Raw genomic sequence first — 19,156 nt, 5'->3', positions numbered from 1 at the left:
ATTTATTCTCCAAAATTATAAGGCACTGGAGGCTGTTGAAGCGCTGGGTTATTTTGAGTCTCGTTTGTTGGATATGGAAATAACATATCGTCCATTGTAGGACTAAACATTTCAGAATTAATTGTAGGAGGCGTTGTATCATTATTAAAAGCTCCTCTTTCTGTATTGCCTAAATAGTTTATTGCAAAGGCAGGCCCACGTCTTACAACATCATACCAAAACTCAAACTCAAAAGCTAACTCAATACGTCTTTCTTGAAAAACATCGTCTATTGTTGGGTTATCTATGTTTCCTAAACCAGCACGTCTTCGCACCTTATTAAGAGACGCTGTACCGTATGCACTTGAACCACCTCCCATAACTGCAGCTTCCGCGTTAATTAATAATAATTCGCCATACCTAAGAATATAAGTATTGTTTGGATAGCTCTGTTGACCTCCACCTCCATTAGTCGCAGCATTACCAACAACGTATTTTTTTATTCCAACATTAGTCCCTTGATGATTAACTGTTGGTGACACCGCATAACCTCCATTTAAGTCGTCATAATAAGAACCAGGATCCATAATTGTAGCGTAATAACGTAAATCTTGTGTTGTGTCTTCGTAAGCTTCTTGCAAATCTATTGAAGGACCAATTGCAGCCCAACCATCCGCAAAACCAGTAACTCCTGCTTGTGCAAAAAGCGATTGTAAACCGTTTCCTTCTGCATATTGACCAGATGTTGACCATTGCAATGCAAAGATTGATTCTGGATTATTATCATTTGCAGTTAAAAACAAATCATAATAACTTCCTGAAGGATCTCCATCTTCTGCATCACCACCATATAATTTAAATTCACCAGAAGTTATAACCTCTTGAGAGAGTTGAAATGCTTTAGTATAATCTTGCTCGTACAAATAAATCTTCGCTAACATTGCCTTAGCTGTACCGCTAGAAACTTTTGCATTTAAGTCATAACTTCCACCTCTAATTTTTTCATAACAATTATCTACAGCAAACTGTAAGTCTCTTTTAATAAACTCATAGACATCAGATTCTGGGTTTCTAGGAACTACAGGCTCTAAAACGTATAGATTATTATCTGCGATAATAGGAATTGGACCAAAAATTCGGACAAGATAAAAATAGGCAGTGGCACGGATAAAACGCGCTTCGCCAATAGCGTTATTAACGACATCTTGCGAAATATCTGGATGTACAAATTCTGGCATTGTATTTATTACTGAGTTTGCCTGAGCAACTACAGCATACAATGATTCCCATGCCTGAGTTAAGGTTCCGTGCTCTCCTGTTATTGCAAAATTAGTAAAGTCAGCATTCCTTGGATCCCACGTACGGCCATTCCCTGAACTTAACTCACCAATACACCAAGAAACATTAGAGATAAAGTTAAACCAAGGCTTAGAATACAAGTGATTCGTCCCCGAATTAACTTGCTCTTCTGTTTGATAGAAGTCTACTACGTTATACGAATCTTCTGGTGGTCTATCTAAAAATTCCGTAGTACATGATGGCAGAAGTAACAATACTGCCAATGTCAGTAAAAACTTAGTTCGTAATAAATTATTCATTATATCTTGGTTTTTAAAATTCAACATTGATTCCTAACGTAAATGTTCTTGGTGATGGGTAACGCCCATTATCCACCCCTAATAAAAGTGCATTTTGGTTGTATGCGCCTACTTCTGGATCGTAACCAGAATAATTAGTAAATGTGTAAAGGTTTTGAATACTTCCATATAGTTTTAACTTACTCAAACCTATCTCTTCAGAAAATTTGCTTGGAAGCGTGTAACCTATAGTTACATTTTGTATTCTTAAATATGAACCATCTTCTATGTACCTATCCGATATATTAATGTTTGGCGTGTCATTTCTTGCTAATCTCGGTGAACCTGAATTCGGGTTATCAACAGACCAGTAATCTAACACTGAAGCCACTTGGTTTGTATAAGTTCTATTTCCTGCGGTTAATGAGCGTCCAATAGCATTGAAGATATCATTACCATAAGACCCTTGCATAAATACGGATAAATCAAAGCTTTTATAAGAGAATGAATTTTGAAAACCAAATGTAAAATCTGGGTGTGGGTTTCCAATAATTGTTCTATCATCTCCATCTATAATTCCATCAGGCACACCGTCTGGGCCACTTATATCTTTATACTTTACATCACCTAGCCATGTTGACCCAAATAAAGCATCTTCATAAGGTCTTCCAAATTGAACTGGAGCTCCATTAATATCATCTAGAGTTCTAAAAATCCCTTCAACCTGATAGCCATAGAATAAACCAATAGGTTGACCAACTTGAGTTATTGTAATATTTTGATTAGAATTATCTAAAGACAAATCCCCATTTATTGTTAGATCACCTAAAAGCTCATTCACTCTATTTTTATAATGCGATACTGTTAATGAAGAATTCCAGTTAAAATTTTTCGCATCTGTTTTGTAACTTAAAGTAACATCAACACCTGTATTTTGCATTTCACCTAAGTTAACCCATGGAGGAGTTATTGCTCCTGGCGAATTACCTCCAGTAATAAAATCGGTGACTGCAAGTTGGTAAAGAAAATCTTTTGAAATTTTCTTATAAACTTCTACAGTTGTGTTTAATCGTGAATTAAATAATGTAAAATTTAAACCAAAGTTAGTTTGTGTAGAAGATTCCCAGGTTAAATCCTCGTTTGCAAAATTCGCATATTCGAACCCTGTTCCTGTACCTGTTGAAATTGTATTTAATCGTGCACCATAAGCGAAATTTGGAATATTTTGATTCCCTACTTCACCATAACCTCCATATAGTTTTATGTTTTCTACAGCAGTGACACCATCCATAAAACTTTCGTTAGACAATCTCCAGGCGGCTGAAACAGAAGGGAAATATCCCCATTTATTACCTTCAGCAAATTTTGAAGAACCATCAGCCCTTAAAGATGCTGTAACATTATATTTATTATCTAATGAATAGATTAATCTACCAAAGTAAGATTCTAACGCTGCGCTTCCTTTGTATTGATCTGTAAAATCATTAGCATCTCCAGTTCCTAAAACTGGAACATCATTACTTACAAAATCTCCATCTTGAGAAATTACACCTTGCCAAATTGACTCTTGGACTTCATGCCCCAATAGGACTGTGAAATTATGTTTCTCATTAAAGGTTTTATTGAACGTCAATAAGTTTTTTACAATCCAAAAATCCGTGTTTTCATTTCTAATACTTAAACTATTTGTTCCTCTATCAATCGCTCCATAATTAAATGTAGGCTGAAATCTATCACTAATATTGTTCCCGAAATCACCACCCATTTCTAATCTATAAGTAAAATTCTCCGATATTTTAAACTCACTATAAATATTTCCTAATACTCTATTTCTAGTTAATTTATTTTTAACGCTTAATGCTTCTGCAATCGGATTTCTTATACCAAAAGCAATTTCTTCAGATGTCACAGGACCCGCAAACGACCCATCAGGATTATAAACTGCAGTTGCAGGATTGTTTAATAAAGAAAGACCAATAAGCCCATTAGTTGAGTTATTTAAGGTTAGGCTTTCATTTGTTCTACTTGTTGTAAAACTGACCCCAACATTAATGGACTTATTTAATTTGGCATTTACATTAGCTCTTACCGAAATACGATTAAATGAAGATCCTATGACAGTACCTTCTTGATCAACATATCCTGTAGACAAAAAGTAATTAATACCCTCGTTGCCACCAGAAAAAGACACTTGATGATTTTGCATCATGGCATCGCTAAAAATCTCCTTTTGCCAATTAGTTCCTGGACCTAAAAGATCAGGGTTTAAAAATTCGACCCTAGGAGTAAGGCCATATATTTCTCCTATTTCATTCTGCAATCTTGCATAACCTGGTAAATCTAAAACCTCAATTAAATTTGTAGGACGTTGTATTGCTATAAATGTATTATATGAAAGTTTTCCTTTTGAATTCTTACCCTTTTTGGTTGTAATAATCACAACTCCATTAGATCCTCTAGAACCATAAATCGCAGTAGCAGAAGCATCTTTAAGTATGTCAATAGACTCTACATCGTTAGGATTTAACGCAGATAAAGGGCTCACACCCGTTGAACCACTGCTCTCACCAATGCCATTATCTGCAATAGAACGTCCACTTGTAGCCACATTATTAGAATCCCCAGACACTGGCACACCATCTATAATATATAAGGGCTCACTAGAACCTGTTATAGTATTGATACCACGAATCCTTACAGAAACAGCACTACCTGGCTGACCAGAATTCTGAGTAATACTCACACCTGCGGCTCTACCTTGCATCATTTGATCAATACCAACTTGCGGTATTGTCTCTAATGCTTCGGTATCTACACTAGACACAGAACCACTTAATTGCTCCTTTCGCTGTGAACCATAACCAATAACAACAACCTCATCTAAACCTTCTACACTTTCATCTAAAGTTACATTAATGAGTTCTTTATTTTTTACTGAAACTTCTTTGGTTTCAAACCCTATATAACTAAATACTAAGGTTGAATTTTCATTAACATTAATGACATAGCCACCATCAAAATCAGTTACAACTCCATTTGTAGTTCCTTTTTCTATCACCGCAACTCCAAGTAGCGTTACTCCATTAGAATCAGACACGGTTCCTTTTACTTGGTTTTGAGCAATAGCAAATTGCCCCATTAAAAGAAGCAGTAAAAATGAATAACAATATTTAGTGCTGCAACAAATGTTTTTAAAATCGAATTTTCGCATATTAATTGATATTAGTAGAAGTTGATTGTTAATTCCCAATTTTTTCACCTTATAATTATTATATAAATAATTTTACAGTTCATTTATTGATGATTCCAAAATTAACAGAATTGTTAACGTAGTGTTAATAGTATTTTGTCATTTACTAATAAAATATATTCGACAATATAAAATAATACATGAAATTAGATAAATTGTACAGATCACAATAAAACCTAACGACGTTTATTGACAGAATATCAGATGCAAACAAAAATTCTTTTACAACCCCACCTAAGACATTTAGTGAAGAAAATTCATAGGATTCTTTTTATACCCGAAAATTCATTTTTGTACTGACTAGGTGTGCATTTTTTTAACTTCTTAAACACCCTATTGAAATTTGCGATATTGTTAAAACCGCAATTATATGCAATTTCAGAGATGCTATTATCTTTTTCCAATAACCACATCGCAGCATAACCAATTCGAACTTCATTAACATAATCTACAAATGTCTTTCCGGTTCTTTTTTTCATAAACCTATTAAAAGACACATTACTCATATTTACAATTTCTGAAACTTGAGATAGTGTTATTTTTTCACTAAAATGCCCTTGGATATATTCATAAACTGTTTTTATTTTATCACTATTCTCAAAATTCTCCCTATATACTGTGTAGGTCGATAGTAAGCGCTGGTTCCTAGAATTGGCTAAATCATGTAGTATTGAAACTAATTCTAAAAAATAATCCATACCATCTAATCGCGATACCTGAGCTATTCTAGCTTGTAATTCTAAAGCTGTTTTTTTAGAAAATAAAATACCATGGACGGATCTATTAAACATATCCCTTATAGGCTTCATAATTCGTCTCCTTAAAAAATCTGAAGCAAATAAATGTTCATCAAACTGAATCGTTATTTCATGAATTGATTTACTCTTACAGTTATGAGTTACCCATCCATGATGTAAATTTGGACCAACCAACACCAATTCAACATCTCCAATCTCCTCCATACTATCTCCAATAATTCTTTTTACTCCTTTACCATTTCTTATAAAGTTCAACTCATATTCAGGATGAAAATGTATAGGGAAATCAAATTCTTCTTTAACCCTGTCGAAGACTAAAAAACTATCCTCAGGAGATAATGGTGTGATTTCTCTATGCGTGTTTTTAATAATATCCATAATAAAGATTTATAATAATGTAACAAATTGATAAAATAATACCAACTATATAAAGCTGGGTTCCCTAAATTTGAAATATCTAAAATTAGTGTGTAATTTTTACATTTTCCACAATTAAAGATGTAAAAATATTAATTAATATAAAATATAATTGTTCTTTTTTAAGAATGCTACAAACGTTAAATTATTATGTTTAAAAAAATTATTCCGATAGTATTAGTGTTTACAATGTTTTCCTGCAAGTCAATTTATACGAGCGATTATAAAAAACCGACTTTAGTTGATGATAAAATATCAGAAAGCTCACAGTTATTAAGAAAAAAACTATTCCTTATTTCACAAAAAGGGTTTGCTATAGGACATCAAGATTGTACATCTTATGGCATGGGATGGAAAAAAGCGGATTATCTCGATGTTGAAAAAAGTGATGTTTTTGATATGATCGAAGACCAACCCTCTGTATACGGTTTTGACATTGGTTGGATAGAAAAAGGATCGGACGTAAACTTAGATAGCGTCCCATTTAATTTAATGAGAAACCTAATTATAGATGCCCATAAAAAAGGAGGCATTATTACAATTAGTTGGCACTCCGACAACCCTGTATCTGGTGGAGATTCTTGGGACCAAACACCTGCAGTAGCACAAATTTTAGAAGGAGGAACCCATAGAGAGAAATATGAACTTTGGATCGGAAGATTAGCCAGCTTCTTTAAATCTTTAAAATATAATGACACAAAAATCCCAATAATATTTAGACCTTTTCATGAAATGAACGGCTCTTGGTTTTGGTGGGGAAAAGGCCATTGCACAACTACAGAATATAAAAAATTATGGCATCAAACAGTCCAACTCTTAAGAGACAAACACCAAGTTCACAACCTATTATATACCTACTCACCCAATAAACTAAACCCAGAGGATAATTATATGACCTATTACCCTGGCGATGATTATGTTGATATTTTAGGATCCGATATTTACGATTTCAACAATACTGAAGAGTACGTAAATTCAGTTGTTAATGATTTGGCCATTGTTAAATCTTATGCAACTCAAAAAGATAAATTGTTTGCGTTTACAGAAACTGGACTAGAAAAGGTTCCAACTAGTAATTGGTTTACTGAGGTTTTGTACCCAAGTATTAAAGATTCTGGAATTAGTTGGATTTTATTTTGGAGAAATCATGACGAAAAACACCATTACATGCCTTACAAAGGACACGTTAACGAACTCGATTTTAAGAAATTTAAGGCACTACCTAAAACATTGTTTTTAAAAGACATAAATCTTATAAACCCATAATTCACATGCAATTACTACACACAATTGACATCCTAATTATCGCTTTATACTTAGTCACAATTATTATCATTGGCTTGGTACTCCGTAAAAAAGCACAACAAAGTAAGGATGATTATTTATTGGGCGGAAAATCTATTCCTTGGTATTTATTAGGGCTCTCTAACGCCTCTGGTATGTTTGACATATCAGGAACAATTTGGCTGGTGACACTAATGTTTGTTTATGGGATAAAAAGCGCTTGGGTTCCATGGTTATGGCCCGTATTTAACCAAATATTTTTAATGGTTTATTTATCTAAATGGCTACGTAGATCTAATGCTACAACAGGTGCTGAATGGATAGGTACACGTTTCGGTTTCGGAAAAGGAGCAAAATTATCTCACATTATTGTCGTCGTTTTTGCATTAGTAGTGTGCTTGGGCTATTTAGCTTATGGTTTTATTGGTTTAGGGAAATTTGTTGAAATCTTTGTACCATGGGAATTAGTAAGTAATTATGTTCCTTTTTCTATTCCACTAGAATATGTCCCGCATTTTTATGGCACCATATTCACGTTGTTTGCTGTGTTTTATTCTTTATTGGGAGGCATGTCCGGAATTGTTTGGGCAGATGTTGTTCAATTCGGAATTATGACAATTTCAGCCTTAGTTATAGGCTATTTAGGGTGGCAAGCTGTGGGAGAATTTGGAGTTGACGTGCCAAAAGACTGGATGAACCCGTTTGTTGGAGGGTTAGATTTAGACTGGAGTAATATCATCCCTGAAGTCACAGATAAAATAAAAAGTGATGGTTACGGCATCTTCACTTACTTCTTATTTATGATGTTATTTAAAGGAGTGCTTGTAAGTGTCGCTGGCCCTGCTCCAACATACGATATGCAGAAAATTCTATCGACTAAAAATCCCGTTGAAGCTTCAAAAATGAGTGGGTTTGTATCCGTAATTTTAATGCCAATTCGCTATTTAATGATTGCTGGTTTTGCAGCCTTAGCTTTAATCTATTATGACAAGCTAGATTTATTAAATGCCGCTGGGCATATCGATTTTGAACTCATTCTACCAACAGCTATTAAAGAATTTGTACCTGTTGGCTTATTAGGCTTATTATTAGCAGGATTAATTGCGGCATTTATGTCCACTTTTGCTGGCACATTAAACGCTGCTCAAGCTTATTTGGTTAATGATATTTATTTAAAATACACAAAACCTGATGCGTCTCAAAATCAAATAAAAAACATGAACTATATCACAGGTATCATTGTGGTTATTATCAGTATTGTTCTTGGTTTTTTCGCAGAAAATGTAAATGCCATATTAAACATTATTGTATCCGTTTTATACGGAAGTTATGTTGGCGCCAATATTTTAAAATGGCATTGGTGGAGATTTAACGGTGAAGGCTTTTTCTGGGGCATGGTCGCAGGATTACTCGCTGCTGCAATAGTACCGCAACTATTTCCAGATGTAAATGCCTTATACTTATTTCCTGTATTACTAATTGTTTCTTTAATTGGAAGTATAATCGGAACCTTCTCTGCTCCTCCAACTGAAGCTGAAGTATTAAAAGAATTTTATAAAAATGTACGTCCTTGGGGATTTTGGAAACCGGTGCACGATCAACTAGCAGCTGAAAATCCAAACTTCAAAAAGAATACTGATTTCGGAAGAGACATGTTCAATGTCGCTATAGGTATAGTTGCCCAAACGGCATTAGTAATTTTACCAATGTATCTTATTTTCAGACAAGAAACTCCGGTCTATATTTCTATAGCGGTATTAATAGTATGTATCATTCTACTGAAGAAATTCTGGTGGAACAATTTAAATCAAAAACTCGATTAACCTTATAAAAACCAAACTATAGTTATGAGCATCAACACTATCGATAAGGCAAAAAAGCATTACGCTAAAACAGTGCGTAGAAAAAACAAACCAGCTAAACTATCTAATGGCATTTATACCAGATATAAATATCCAATAGTCACCGCAAGCCATATCCCAATTCATTGGCGATATGATTTGAATTCTGAAACTAATCCTAATGGCATAGAACGCATAGGCTTTAACGCTACATTTAATGCAGGAGCTCTAAAATGGAATGAAAAATATATTATTTGCGTCCGTGTAGAAGGCAACGATAGAAAATCATTTTTTGCCATTGCCCAAAGCGATAATGGTATAGATGGTTTCGAGTTCTGGGACAAACCTTGTGTCATTCCTCAAACCGAAATACCAGATACGAACGTGTATGACATGAGATTGATTCAACATGAAGATGGTTGGATTTACGGCATCTTTTGTACAGAACGTAAAGACCCAAATGCTCCTTCAGAAGATACAAGTTCTGCAATTGCTAATGCCGGAATCGTAAGAACTAAAGACTTAATTAATTGGGAACGGCTTCCTGATTTAATTTCAACTACAGGACAACAACGTAATGTGGTATTGCATCCAGAATTTATCAATAGAAAATATGCGATATATACACGACCGCAAGATGGATTTATTAGTGTCGGAAATGGAGGAGGAATAGGTCTAGGATTTATCGATGATATGATGAATCCTGAAGTTCAGAATGAAAAAATAATAAATAATAAAATCTATCACACTGTATTTGAGCTCAAAAACGGCTTGGGTCCTGCTCCAATAAAAACAGAAAAAGGATGGTTGCATTTGGCTCATGGAGTTAGAAATACAGCTGCCGGTTTACGCTACACCTTATACATGTTTATGACCGACCTTAACGATATATCAAAAGTGATACACCAACCCGCAGGTCATTTTATGGCGCCTCTTAATAAAGAACGTTTGGGTGATGTATCTAACGTGTTGTTTTCTAATGGATGGATAGAAGATAACGATGGCACTGTTTATATATACTACGCCTCTTCTGACACAAGAATGCATGTCGCTGTATCGTCTGTCGATTTGTTGGTTGATTATGTAACAAACTCACCAAAAGACGGCTACACCTCAGCAAGTTCTGTAGACACCATCGTAAATTTAATTGATAACAATAAAGGATTGTATTAATGTCTAAACCCTACCAACAGCTTCAAAACGAATGTAAAACTGAGCTCGGCAATATTCTAGAGTATTGGTCTAAAAACACATTGGACGAAAAGAATGGTGGATTTTTTGGTCAGATTAATCATTTCAATATTGTTATTCCTGAGGCCTCAAAAGGCATCATACTAAACACGAGAATTCTTTGGAGTTTTTCAGCAGTATCCAATCATTTTCAAACGGAAACGTATAACGACATTTGTGATAGAGCTTACAATTATCTAAAAACTCATTTTAACGATACCTCTTCAAAAGGTGTGTTCTGGGAATTGGATTATTTAGGAAACCCTATTAACAAACGCAAGCAAGTCTATGCGCAAGCTTTCTCTATTTATGCCTTGTCAGAATACTATATTCTTTCAAAAAATGAAGCCGCTAAGGATTGGGCTATTGAACTGTTCGACCTTATAGAAAAACATGCTAAAGATGAACAATCAGGATATTTAGAAGCCTTTAATGAAGATTGGAGTCCTATTGAAGATATGCGATTAAGTGATAAAGATATGAATGCCGAAAAAACAATGAATACGCATCTACATATTTTAGAAGCTTACACATCGTTGCTTAAAATATATGATGATGACAATTTAAAGGATTCCTTAAAAACATTAGTAAACCTCTTCCAAAATAAATTTCTAAATAGCAACAATCACTACGACTTGTTTTTTGATAAAAACTGGAATTTACTAAGCAATACGGTTTCCTACGGACATGATATTGAAACCGCTTGGTTAGTTATCGAAGCCGCAAAAGTTTTAAATGATGATGCATTATTAGAAGACGTCAAAGCGACAGCAATACAAGTTGCTAACACCTTTTTAGAAGAAGCCATTGATAGTGAAGGCGCTGTTATAAATGAAAAAAACCTCAGCACAAATCACACAGACACAGATAGACATTGGTGGCCACAGGTTGAAGCCTTAGTGGGTTTAAAATATGCTAACGACATCAAAAAAGACGAAAAATACATAGATAGCTCCTTAAAAATATGGGAGTTTACTAAAAAGCATATTATCGATCACAAAAACGGAGAATGGCATTTTAGAGTTGATAAAAACGGAAAACCGTATACAGAAGAAGACAAAGTAAGCATGTGGAAAGCTCCATACCATACCTCTAGAGCATTAATTATTTTAAGCAACAACTGTACATGAAAAAACTACTACTAATGAGTTTCTTTTTTGGACTATTCGTCCTCAGTTGTTCTAAAGATGATCCTGAAATCGAAAATGACATTCTAGTAAATATCGCTGCAACGATTGGTTTTGCTTCAGAGCCATCATCTAACGGAGAATTCACATTTACATTAACAAACGCAGTGAGTACAGCGACCACCATTAATTATACAATTAGTGGAACTGCTACAAATGGCACCGATTATCAAACCATTGCTAATTCCTTAAGCATTCCAGCAAATACATTGAGCAAATCAATAACGGTGACTGTTATTGATGATAGCATAACAGAAGGTGACGAAACAGTAACTATAACTTTAAACACAACTAATAACGATGTTATCATAGGCAGTTCGAATGTTGCTACGGTAACGCTTTCTGAACTCCCAGAAGCGTTTGTGCTATCACCTGATGAGACGTATTTATACATGGTAAATCCGAATGCGACACCAGAAACAATTGCGTTATTTTATAATTTAAAAGTACTTTCTAAAACGAAATTTGTCGTCGGACAGCACGATGCTTTCAATAGTTTTTATAATGATAATGTAGGTCCATCAGACATTATGAAAACAACAGGAAGTGACCCCGGTTTATTAGGTTCCGATTTTATGTTTATTACTGATGATAATAATGACGGCACATCGTCTAACTGGTATCACCAACAGGAGGAAATTATAAAATCAGACGCAATAGAAGCCTACAATAAAGGTATGATCAACACCTTTTGTTGGCACATGAGAGAACCCTATGAAGGAGATTATTTTTACACAAGCGAAATGACTCAATTTCAGAAAGACAATGCACTTGCTAGTATTTTACCCGATGGAGCAAATCACGATTACTACAAACAAAAACTTCAGAAAATAGCAGATGTTGCCAATAGTATGGTTGGTAATGATGGAAGTTTAGTTCCTTTTATTTTTAGACCTTTCCATGAGTTTGATGGAGATTGGTTTTGGTGGGGAAAAGACTATTGCACACCACAAGAATTTATAACACTTTGGCAATTTACTGTCACATATTTAAGAGATGTATTACAAGTGAACAATATTCTTTTTGCCTTTTCACCAGATAGCCGTTTTTTCTCAACCGGCGAATACCTTAGTAGATATCCTGGTGATGCATATGTTGATATTCTTGGTATGGATAATTATACCGATTTTAATAATCAAGGTCAAATGGCATTAGATAGCGCCAATGAAAAACTTCAAATTCTTACGGATCTTGCCAAGGATCGCGTTAAGATTGCTGCACTAACAGAATCTTGCTTTTTTGTAACTCCGGGACTAAACAATCCGATTTCAGGCTTTTACGCTGACCATCTTTATAATGCCTTATCAGATAATAATGTAGAAATAGGCTATATGATGTTTTGGACAAACACAACAGACACCTATTGCACTCCAACACCAGGACAATCTAGCACTTCTGACTTTTTAGAATTTGTAAACAAACCGAGATCTGTATTACAAAACGAACTGCCTAATATATACGAATTACCTCAATAAATTTACAATGAAAAACTTCAAGCTCATAATAACAAGCCTTTGCATCACAGTTCTTTTTTCTTGTAAAAGTAAAAAATATGTGTTTGATGAAACTCCAGAGAAATCAGATTTTATAACTGTAAAAGGCACTCAATTTCAAAAAGGAGATCAACCCTATTATTTTATTGGAGCTAATTATTGGTACGGCACATTATTAGGAGCTAAAAAAAGTGGAGATCGCGAACGCCTTATCAAAGAATTAGACTTAATGAAATCTGTTGGTATTGACAATCTACGCATTTTAGTCGGCGGAGAAGGAGATGGTGGTGATTCTAGAGTCTATCCTGCTTTACAGCCAGAACAAGGGGTTTACAATGAAGATTTACTTGATGGTTTAGATTTTTTATTAGCCGAAATGAGACAGCGAAATATGTATGCTGTGCTATACTTAAATAACAATTGGATCTGGTCTGGCGGCATGTCTGAATATTTAAAATGGAATGGCTATGGAGACGTTCCAAACCCTTTCTTAGAAGCCTACTCTTGGGATGAATACATGAACTACACCAAACAATTTCATAGTTGTGAGCCCTGTAAAGACGCCTTTTACAAACATATAAAGTTCATTATTAGTCGTACAAATTCTTATACAAATATTAAGTATGTAGATGATCCTTCTATTATGTCGTGGCAAGTGGCAAATGAGCCTAGAGTTTTAATGACTCCAGACCATGAAGACGCTTTTGCAGGTTGGTTAAATGAAACCGTACGGATTATTAAAGAATTAGCTCCGAATCAATTAATTTCTACAGGAACCGAAGGAAAACATGGTTTTTTACAAGACATAGACATGTACCAAAGACTACATAAAAATGAGAATATCGATTATTTAACCATGCACATGTGGCCAAAAAACTGGGGTTGGTACGATATTAATAACGAAGAAGAATCGACCCAAGTTTCTATAATAAATGCTAAAAAATACATGAATGAACATGTCGTAATTGCGAGCAAACTAAACAAACCTATTGTGATGTCTGAATTTGGATTTCCTAGAGAAAAAGAAAGTCTATCACCTGAAACGTCCATAGAAAACAGAAATACATTTTACAAAGCTATTTTTGAAGAGGTTCAAAAAAGTAAAACAAATCTAAGTCCTATTGCTGGTTTAAATTTTTGGGGATTTGCTGGCTATGCGATTACAGATCCAAATAACGGAAAATGGAAACATGGCGATGATTTTACTGCAGACCCACCACAAGAACCACAAGGTCTAAATTCTGTTTTTGCATCGGATATTTCAACATTAGAATTAATTAAGACATTCAATTTACTATTAACTAAATATCCAACACGTTAAAAGTTCAACAAAAAGATTCGCTTATGAAAGTCACTATTTTCACCATCATGTTTTGCATTCCTTTTTTTATCAGCTCGCAAACGCAGTCTAAATATATTGTAGTGGATCAATTTGGTTACAGACCAACATCAGAAAAAATAGCCATACTAAGAGATCCTATTTCAGGTTTTGATGCAGCAGAATCTTTTGCTCCAAGTTTTTCTTATGCTATTGTTGACGCCACAACAAACACGCAAGTTTTTTTCGGAAATACGGTTCCTTACAAATCAGGTATCGAAGACCCTTCTTCCGGAGACCGTGTGTGGTGGTTCGATTTTTCGGCATTTGAAACTCCAGGGACATATTATGTTCTAGATATCAATAAAAATTTAAAATCATACGACTTTGTTATAGCTGAAGACATTTATACCGACATTCTAAAACATGCCGTTCGCACATTTTATTACCAAAGAGCAGGTTACGCCAAAGACGCAATTTATGCAGGAAGCAATTGGGCAGATGGAGCAAGTCATTTAGGGCCTTTGCAAGATACCCAAGCAAGACGCTGGGATTCACCCAATGATGCTTCAACTGAAAGAGATTTAAGTGGAGGCTGGTATGATGCCGGTGATTATAACAAATACACCACTTGGACGGCCAATTACATTGTTGATTTATTAAAAGCCTATCAAGAAAAACCCGATGCTTGGACAGATGATTATAACCTACCCCATTCTGGAAACGGTACACCAGATATTATTGATGAGATAAAATGGGGAATGGATCATTTATTACGTCTTCAAGAAACGAATGGCTCAATGATAAGTATTGTTGATTTATCGCATGCTTCACCACCATCTTCAGCAACCGGACAAAGCTTATATGGAGCCGTAAATACATCATGTACTTTGGCTTCTGCCGTGGCATTTGCGCTTGGCTCTAAAGTTTTTAATGATTTAGGTAACACAACATACGCTTCTACATTAGAACAAAGTGCTATTAATGCTTGGAATTGGGCAGAAGCGAATCCGAATGTCATTTGGGAAAACAATAGTTCTGCTTATAACTCATTGGATATTGGAGCAGGACAACAAGAAACGGATGACGATGGTCGTTTTGCTTATAAAATGAGAGCTGCCATACATTTATATGAAGCAACGCTAAACACCGACTACAAAACATTTATTGATAACAATTACCAAAACATGCATTTAATATTATGGAATTACGCTTATCCTTTTGAACAAGAAAGTCAAGAAACATTATTGTATTACACTAAAATTCCCTCGGCAAACCCAACAATTGTATCGGCAATTAAAACCACGTATGAAAATGCAATGAACACTGCAGCTAATTTTGGTGCGCTAACCAATGAAACAGATCCTTATCTCGCTCATCTTACAGATTACGTTTGGGGAAGTAATGGCACAAAATCTCGAAAAGGTCTAATGTTTATGGATTACATTAATTACGACATTAATAGCGCTAATAATGTGGATGCTTTTAAAGCCGCAGAACGTTACATTCATTATATTCATGGTGTAAACCCATTAAATTTCTGCTACTTATCTAACATGTATGATTACGGAGCAGACCATGGTGTTAATGAGTTTTACCATACTTGGTTTAGTGATGGAACCGATTGGGATAATGTTCAAAATGATCTATACGGACCAGCTCCTGGTTATGTTGTAGGTGGTCCGAATCCATTTTATGATTGGGATGGTTGCTGCCCTTCTGGTTGCGGCAGTCAAACTTGTGATCCTAATCAAGTTGCTAGAATCAATGGTCAACCCAAGCAAAAAGCTTATGATGATTTTAATACAACTTGGCCAATGAATTCTTGGGAAGTCACTGAAAACAGTAATAATTATCAGGTGGCTTATATTCGTTTGCTATCTAAGTTTGTTGGGGTACAAGAACCGCTTTCTATTAACGAAGTCGCTGATAATTCAAACATATCCTTACATCCCAATCCTTTTAAAAATGAATTTACGATTACCACAGAAGAACCAGCTACTTATCATATTTATGACTTAGCAGGACGCTCTATTTCTAATGGTCGTTTTTCAAACTCTTGTGCTATTGGAAAAAACATTAAGACTTCGGGTATTTACTTTGTAAAAGTAAGTTTGACGAATTCTAGCAAAACATTTAAACTGATTAAAAATTAATTTATTCAAGTACAAAATCGGTTTCTAATACCGTTTCAGAACTTCCTCCTACAAAGACTTTAAAATCTCCTGGTTCAATAATAAAATCACCATTATTGTTATAGAATCCAAGCGTTTCTTTATTCAAAGTGAAGCTAATCGTTTTGGTTTCTCCAGCTTTAATTTCAACCAATTCAAATCCTTTGAGTTCTTTAACAGGACGTGTTACACTACCTACTAAATCTCTAATGTATAATTGAACCACTTCTTTTCCATCTAACTCCCCCGTATTAGTCACATTAACACTCACCCTTACGTCATCTTCTAAAGCAAAAGTATTACCGTTAAGTTCTAAATCCGAATAGCTGAAACTCGTATAACTTAATCCATGTCCGAAAGGATATAGTGGAGTTTTTTCAACATCAGAATAGTGTGACCAAAATACGTTATCATCCTTATCTACTGGACGACCTGTGTTTTTATGGTTGTAATAAATTGGCACCTGACCAACGTTACGAGGAAAAGTCATTGGTAATTTTCCGCTAGGATTATAGTCGCCATATAAAACTTGTGCGACAGCGTTTCCGGTTTGTGTTCCTAATTGCCATGCTTCAACAATTGTTGGAATATGTTCGTCTGCCCAAGAAATGGCCAAGGGACGTCCATTATTTAAAACCAAAACGATGTTTGGGTTTACCTCATAAACAGCTTCTAATAATTCTTGCTGAACTCCGGGTAATTGCAAATCAGTACGACTTCGCCCTTCCCCACTTTGAAATCCATATTCACCTAAAACCATAACCACAACATCTACGGTTTTTGCGACCGCTATAGCTTCAGCAAAACCACTCGTATCTGTTGTATTGAATTGAATTTCTTTAAGGAATGTCGTTTTTTCAGTAGCCACCTCAGCACCTCTAACATAAGTTAAGGTATTACCGGTATACTTTTCCATTCCTTCTAATACAGACACTCCGGTTTCATCGTCTGAAGCGATTCTCCAACTTCCCAAAGGACTCGATTTATCATTAGCTAAATCGCCCATTAAAGCGATTTTTTGACCTTCTTTTTTTAATGGTAACAGTTGATTTTCATTCTTTAATAAAACAATCGACTTTTTCGCCATATCCAAAACAGCTTCATGATGTGCCGGATTTCCTATAGTTTCTTTCTCTCTTGTTTCATCGCAATATCTGTAAGGATCTTCAAATAAACCTAATTCAAATTTCACACGTAAAATACGTCTTACAGCATCGTCTACTATAGATTCTTTAACGACACCATCTTTAACAAGCTGTGCTAATTCCTGTACATAAACATTACCTTCCATATCCATATCAGAACCAGCAATTGCTGCAATTTTAGCCGCTTCTCGCTTGTCTTTAGCATGTCCCCAACTTATCATTTCAAAAATTGAAGCCCAATCTGAAATAACATAACCATCAAAACCCCATTTACCTTTTAAAATATCGCGTTGCAAATACGAACTTCCAGTTACTGGCACTCCATTTATTTCGTTAAATGAATTCATCAAAGTACGTACACCAGCATCTACAGCAGCTTTAAAAGGTGGAAAAACCATATTGTGCAACGTTGATGTTCCTATATCTACCGTATTATATTCTTTACCCGCTTCTGCAAATCCGTAAGCTGCAAAATGCTTAGCACAAGCGGCAATAGTATTCGTTGCAGACAAATCATCTCCCTGAAACCCATGCACTCTAGCCACAGCAATTTTACTTCCTAAAAACGGATCTTCACCTGCTCCTTCCATAACGCGTCCCCAACGTGCATCTCTTCCGACATCTACCATTGGTCCAAATGTCCAGTTAATGCCAGATGCTGCCGCTTCTGCAGCCGCTACACTTGCCGATTTTTTAATCGCTTCCATATCCCAACTCGCCGCTTCTGCTAAAGGAATTGGACTTAAGGTTTTATAGCCATGAATAACATCAAAACCAATAATTAAAGGAATTCCTAATCGGGTTTCCTCTACTGCTATTTTTTGAACAGCTCTCACCTCTTTCACGCCTCTTACAGACAACATAGATCCGACCCAACCTTTTCGTAAATGTTCATATTTTTGTTCGGCGCTACCTCCTTCTGGAGCAGGACCTGTAACATCCCAAAAACCATTATATTGATTCATCTGACCTACCTTTTCTTCGATAGTCATGATTTTTAATAGTGAATCTATTTTGTTTTCTATAGTTGTATTTTTTGTCATCTTCATATTATTTTGGGCCTTACAATTTGCGAATACAAATAGCGTTAAAGCAAAAATTATCGTGTGTTTAGTCGTGTTCATGGTTTAAAATTTATTTTTCAGTAGCAAAACTAGATGCTGGCAATCCTGCCTCATTAAATACATTAGACTGCAAGGCGTTTCCCCATGCAAACCTCACTTTTTGAGGCTGTTTCACTTGGTTAGAATATACTATTATCGTACTCCCTTTTAATTTGGTTTTTGCAGGATAAAACACATTATCTTCTCCTGCTATCTCGAACAAAGAGGCTGTTCCTTTTATAAAAAGACCATCTGCATTTTTAAAATGAATAACTACATTTTCTTTATTATAAACAATGTGTTGTGTTCTAACTCCGGATGTTCAACAAGACTATCTATGGCTTGATACTGTTTCTTCAAAGCTATATTTGCTAATCTTTGTCCTACTGATTTTTTATTT

At 35.1% G+C, this 19,156-nt stretch carries 12 protein-coding genes; 7 read left to right on the top strand and 5 right to left on the bottom strand.

Annotated features, from left to right (window positions below; translation table 11 throughout):
* Positions 1–2: 2 nt before the first annotated feature.
* The 3 genes from HM984_RS02535 to HM984_RS02525 form a co-directional block, all read right to left on the bottom strand.
* Positions 3–1,577 (bottom strand): RagB/SusD family nutrient uptake outer membrane protein, encoded by a 1,575-nt coding sequence (locus tag HM984_RS02535; protein ID WP_179347998.1) that lies wholly within the window; start codon positions 1,575–1,577, stop codon positions 3–5.
* 13 nt (positions 1,578–1,590) lie between these two features.
* Positions 1,591–4,767, bottom strand: coding sequence for a SusC/RagA family TonB-linked outer membrane protein (locus HM984_RS02530; protein ID WP_179347997.1), 3,177 nt, complete (start codon positions 4,765–4,767; stop codon positions 1,591–1,593).
* Positions 4,768–5,063: 296 nt separating this feature from the next.
* Complete coding sequence (locus HM984_RS02525; RefSeq protein ID WP_115807872.1) at positions 5,064–5,942, bottom strand: AraC family transcriptional regulator; 879 nt, start codon at positions 5,940–5,942, stop codon at positions 5,064–5,066.
* Positions 5,943–6,131: 189 nt separating this feature from the next.
* Between HM984_RS02525 and HM984_RS02520 the strand changes: the two genes are divergently transcribed.
* Genes HM984_RS02520 through HM984_RS02490 form a run of 7 tightly spaced genes read left to right on the top strand, consistent with a single transcriptional unit; the run spans position 6,132 to position 16,490 of the window.
* Positions 6,132–7,247, top strand: coding sequence for a glycoside hydrolase family 26 protein (locus tag HM984_RS02520; RefSeq protein WP_179347996.1), 1,116 nt, complete (start codon positions 6,132–6,134; stop codon positions 7,245–7,247).
* 5 nt (positions 7,248–7,252) lie between these two features.
* Positions 7,253–9,088, top strand: coding sequence for a sodium:solute symporter family protein (locus HM984_RS02515; protein WP_179347995.1), 1,836 nt, complete (start codon positions 7,253–7,255; stop codon positions 9,086–9,088).
* 24 nt (positions 9,089–9,112) lie between these two features.
* Positions 9,113–10,279 (top strand): glycoside hydrolase family 130 protein, encoded by a 1,167-nt coding sequence (locus tag HM984_RS02510; RefSeq protein ID WP_115807875.1) that lies wholly within the window; start codon positions 9,113–9,115, stop codon positions 10,277–10,279.
* Positions 10,279–11,466 (top strand): AGE family epimerase/isomerase, encoded by a 1,188-nt coding sequence (locus tag HM984_RS02505; protein WP_179347994.1) that lies wholly within the window; start codon positions 10,279–10,281, stop codon positions 11,464–11,466. The genes HM984_RS02510 and HM984_RS02505 overlap by 1 nt, the downstream gene beginning before the upstream one ends.
* Entirely contained in the window at positions 11,463–12,998 is a 1,536-nt protein-coding gene (locus HM984_RS02500) for a glycosyl hydrolase (RefSeq protein WP_115807877.1), read from the top strand. Before HM984_RS02505 ends, HM984_RS02500 begins: the two co-directional genes overlap by 4 nt.
* Positions 12,999–13,005: 7 nt before the next feature.
* Positions 13,006–14,337 (top strand): glycoside hydrolase 5 family protein, encoded by a 1,332-nt coding sequence (locus tag HM984_RS02495; RefSeq protein ID WP_179347993.1) that lies wholly within the window; start codon positions 13,006–13,008, stop codon positions 14,335–14,337.
* Positions 14,338–14,360: 23 nt separating this feature from the next.
* Positions 14,361–16,490, top strand: a complete 2,130-nt coding sequence (locus HM984_RS02490) for a glycoside hydrolase family 9 protein (RefSeq protein ID WP_179347992.1) — start codon at positions 14,361–14,363, stop codon at positions 16,488–16,490.
* A 1-nt stretch (position 16,491) separates the two neighbouring features.
* On the opposite strand, the gene bglX is transcribed toward HM984_RS02490, so the two are convergent.
* Both bglX and HM984_RS02480 read right to left on the bottom strand, forming a co-directional pair.
* Positions 16,492–18,777: a beta-glucosidase BglX gene (gene bglX, locus HM984_RS02485; RefSeq protein WP_179347991.1), complete on the bottom strand. Its 2,286-nt coding sequence runs from the start codon at positions 18,775–18,777 to the stop codon at positions 16,492–16,494.
* 10 nt (positions 18,778–18,787) lie between these two features.
* Complete coding sequence (locus HM984_RS02480) at positions 18,788–18,979, bottom strand: hypothetical protein (RefSeq protein ID WP_179347990.1); 192 nt, start codon at positions 18,977–18,979, stop codon at positions 18,788–18,790.
* Positions 18,980–19,156 lie beyond the last annotated feature (177 nt).

The sequence above is a fragment of the Winogradskyella pacifica genome, assembly GCF_013403915.1.
GTDB lineage: Bacteria > Bacteroidota > Bacteroidia > Flavobacteriales > Flavobacteriaceae > Winogradskyella > Winogradskyella pacifica.
Note: the sequence above shows the minus strand (reverse complement) of the source record. Positions and strands in the feature narration are given on the sequence as shown.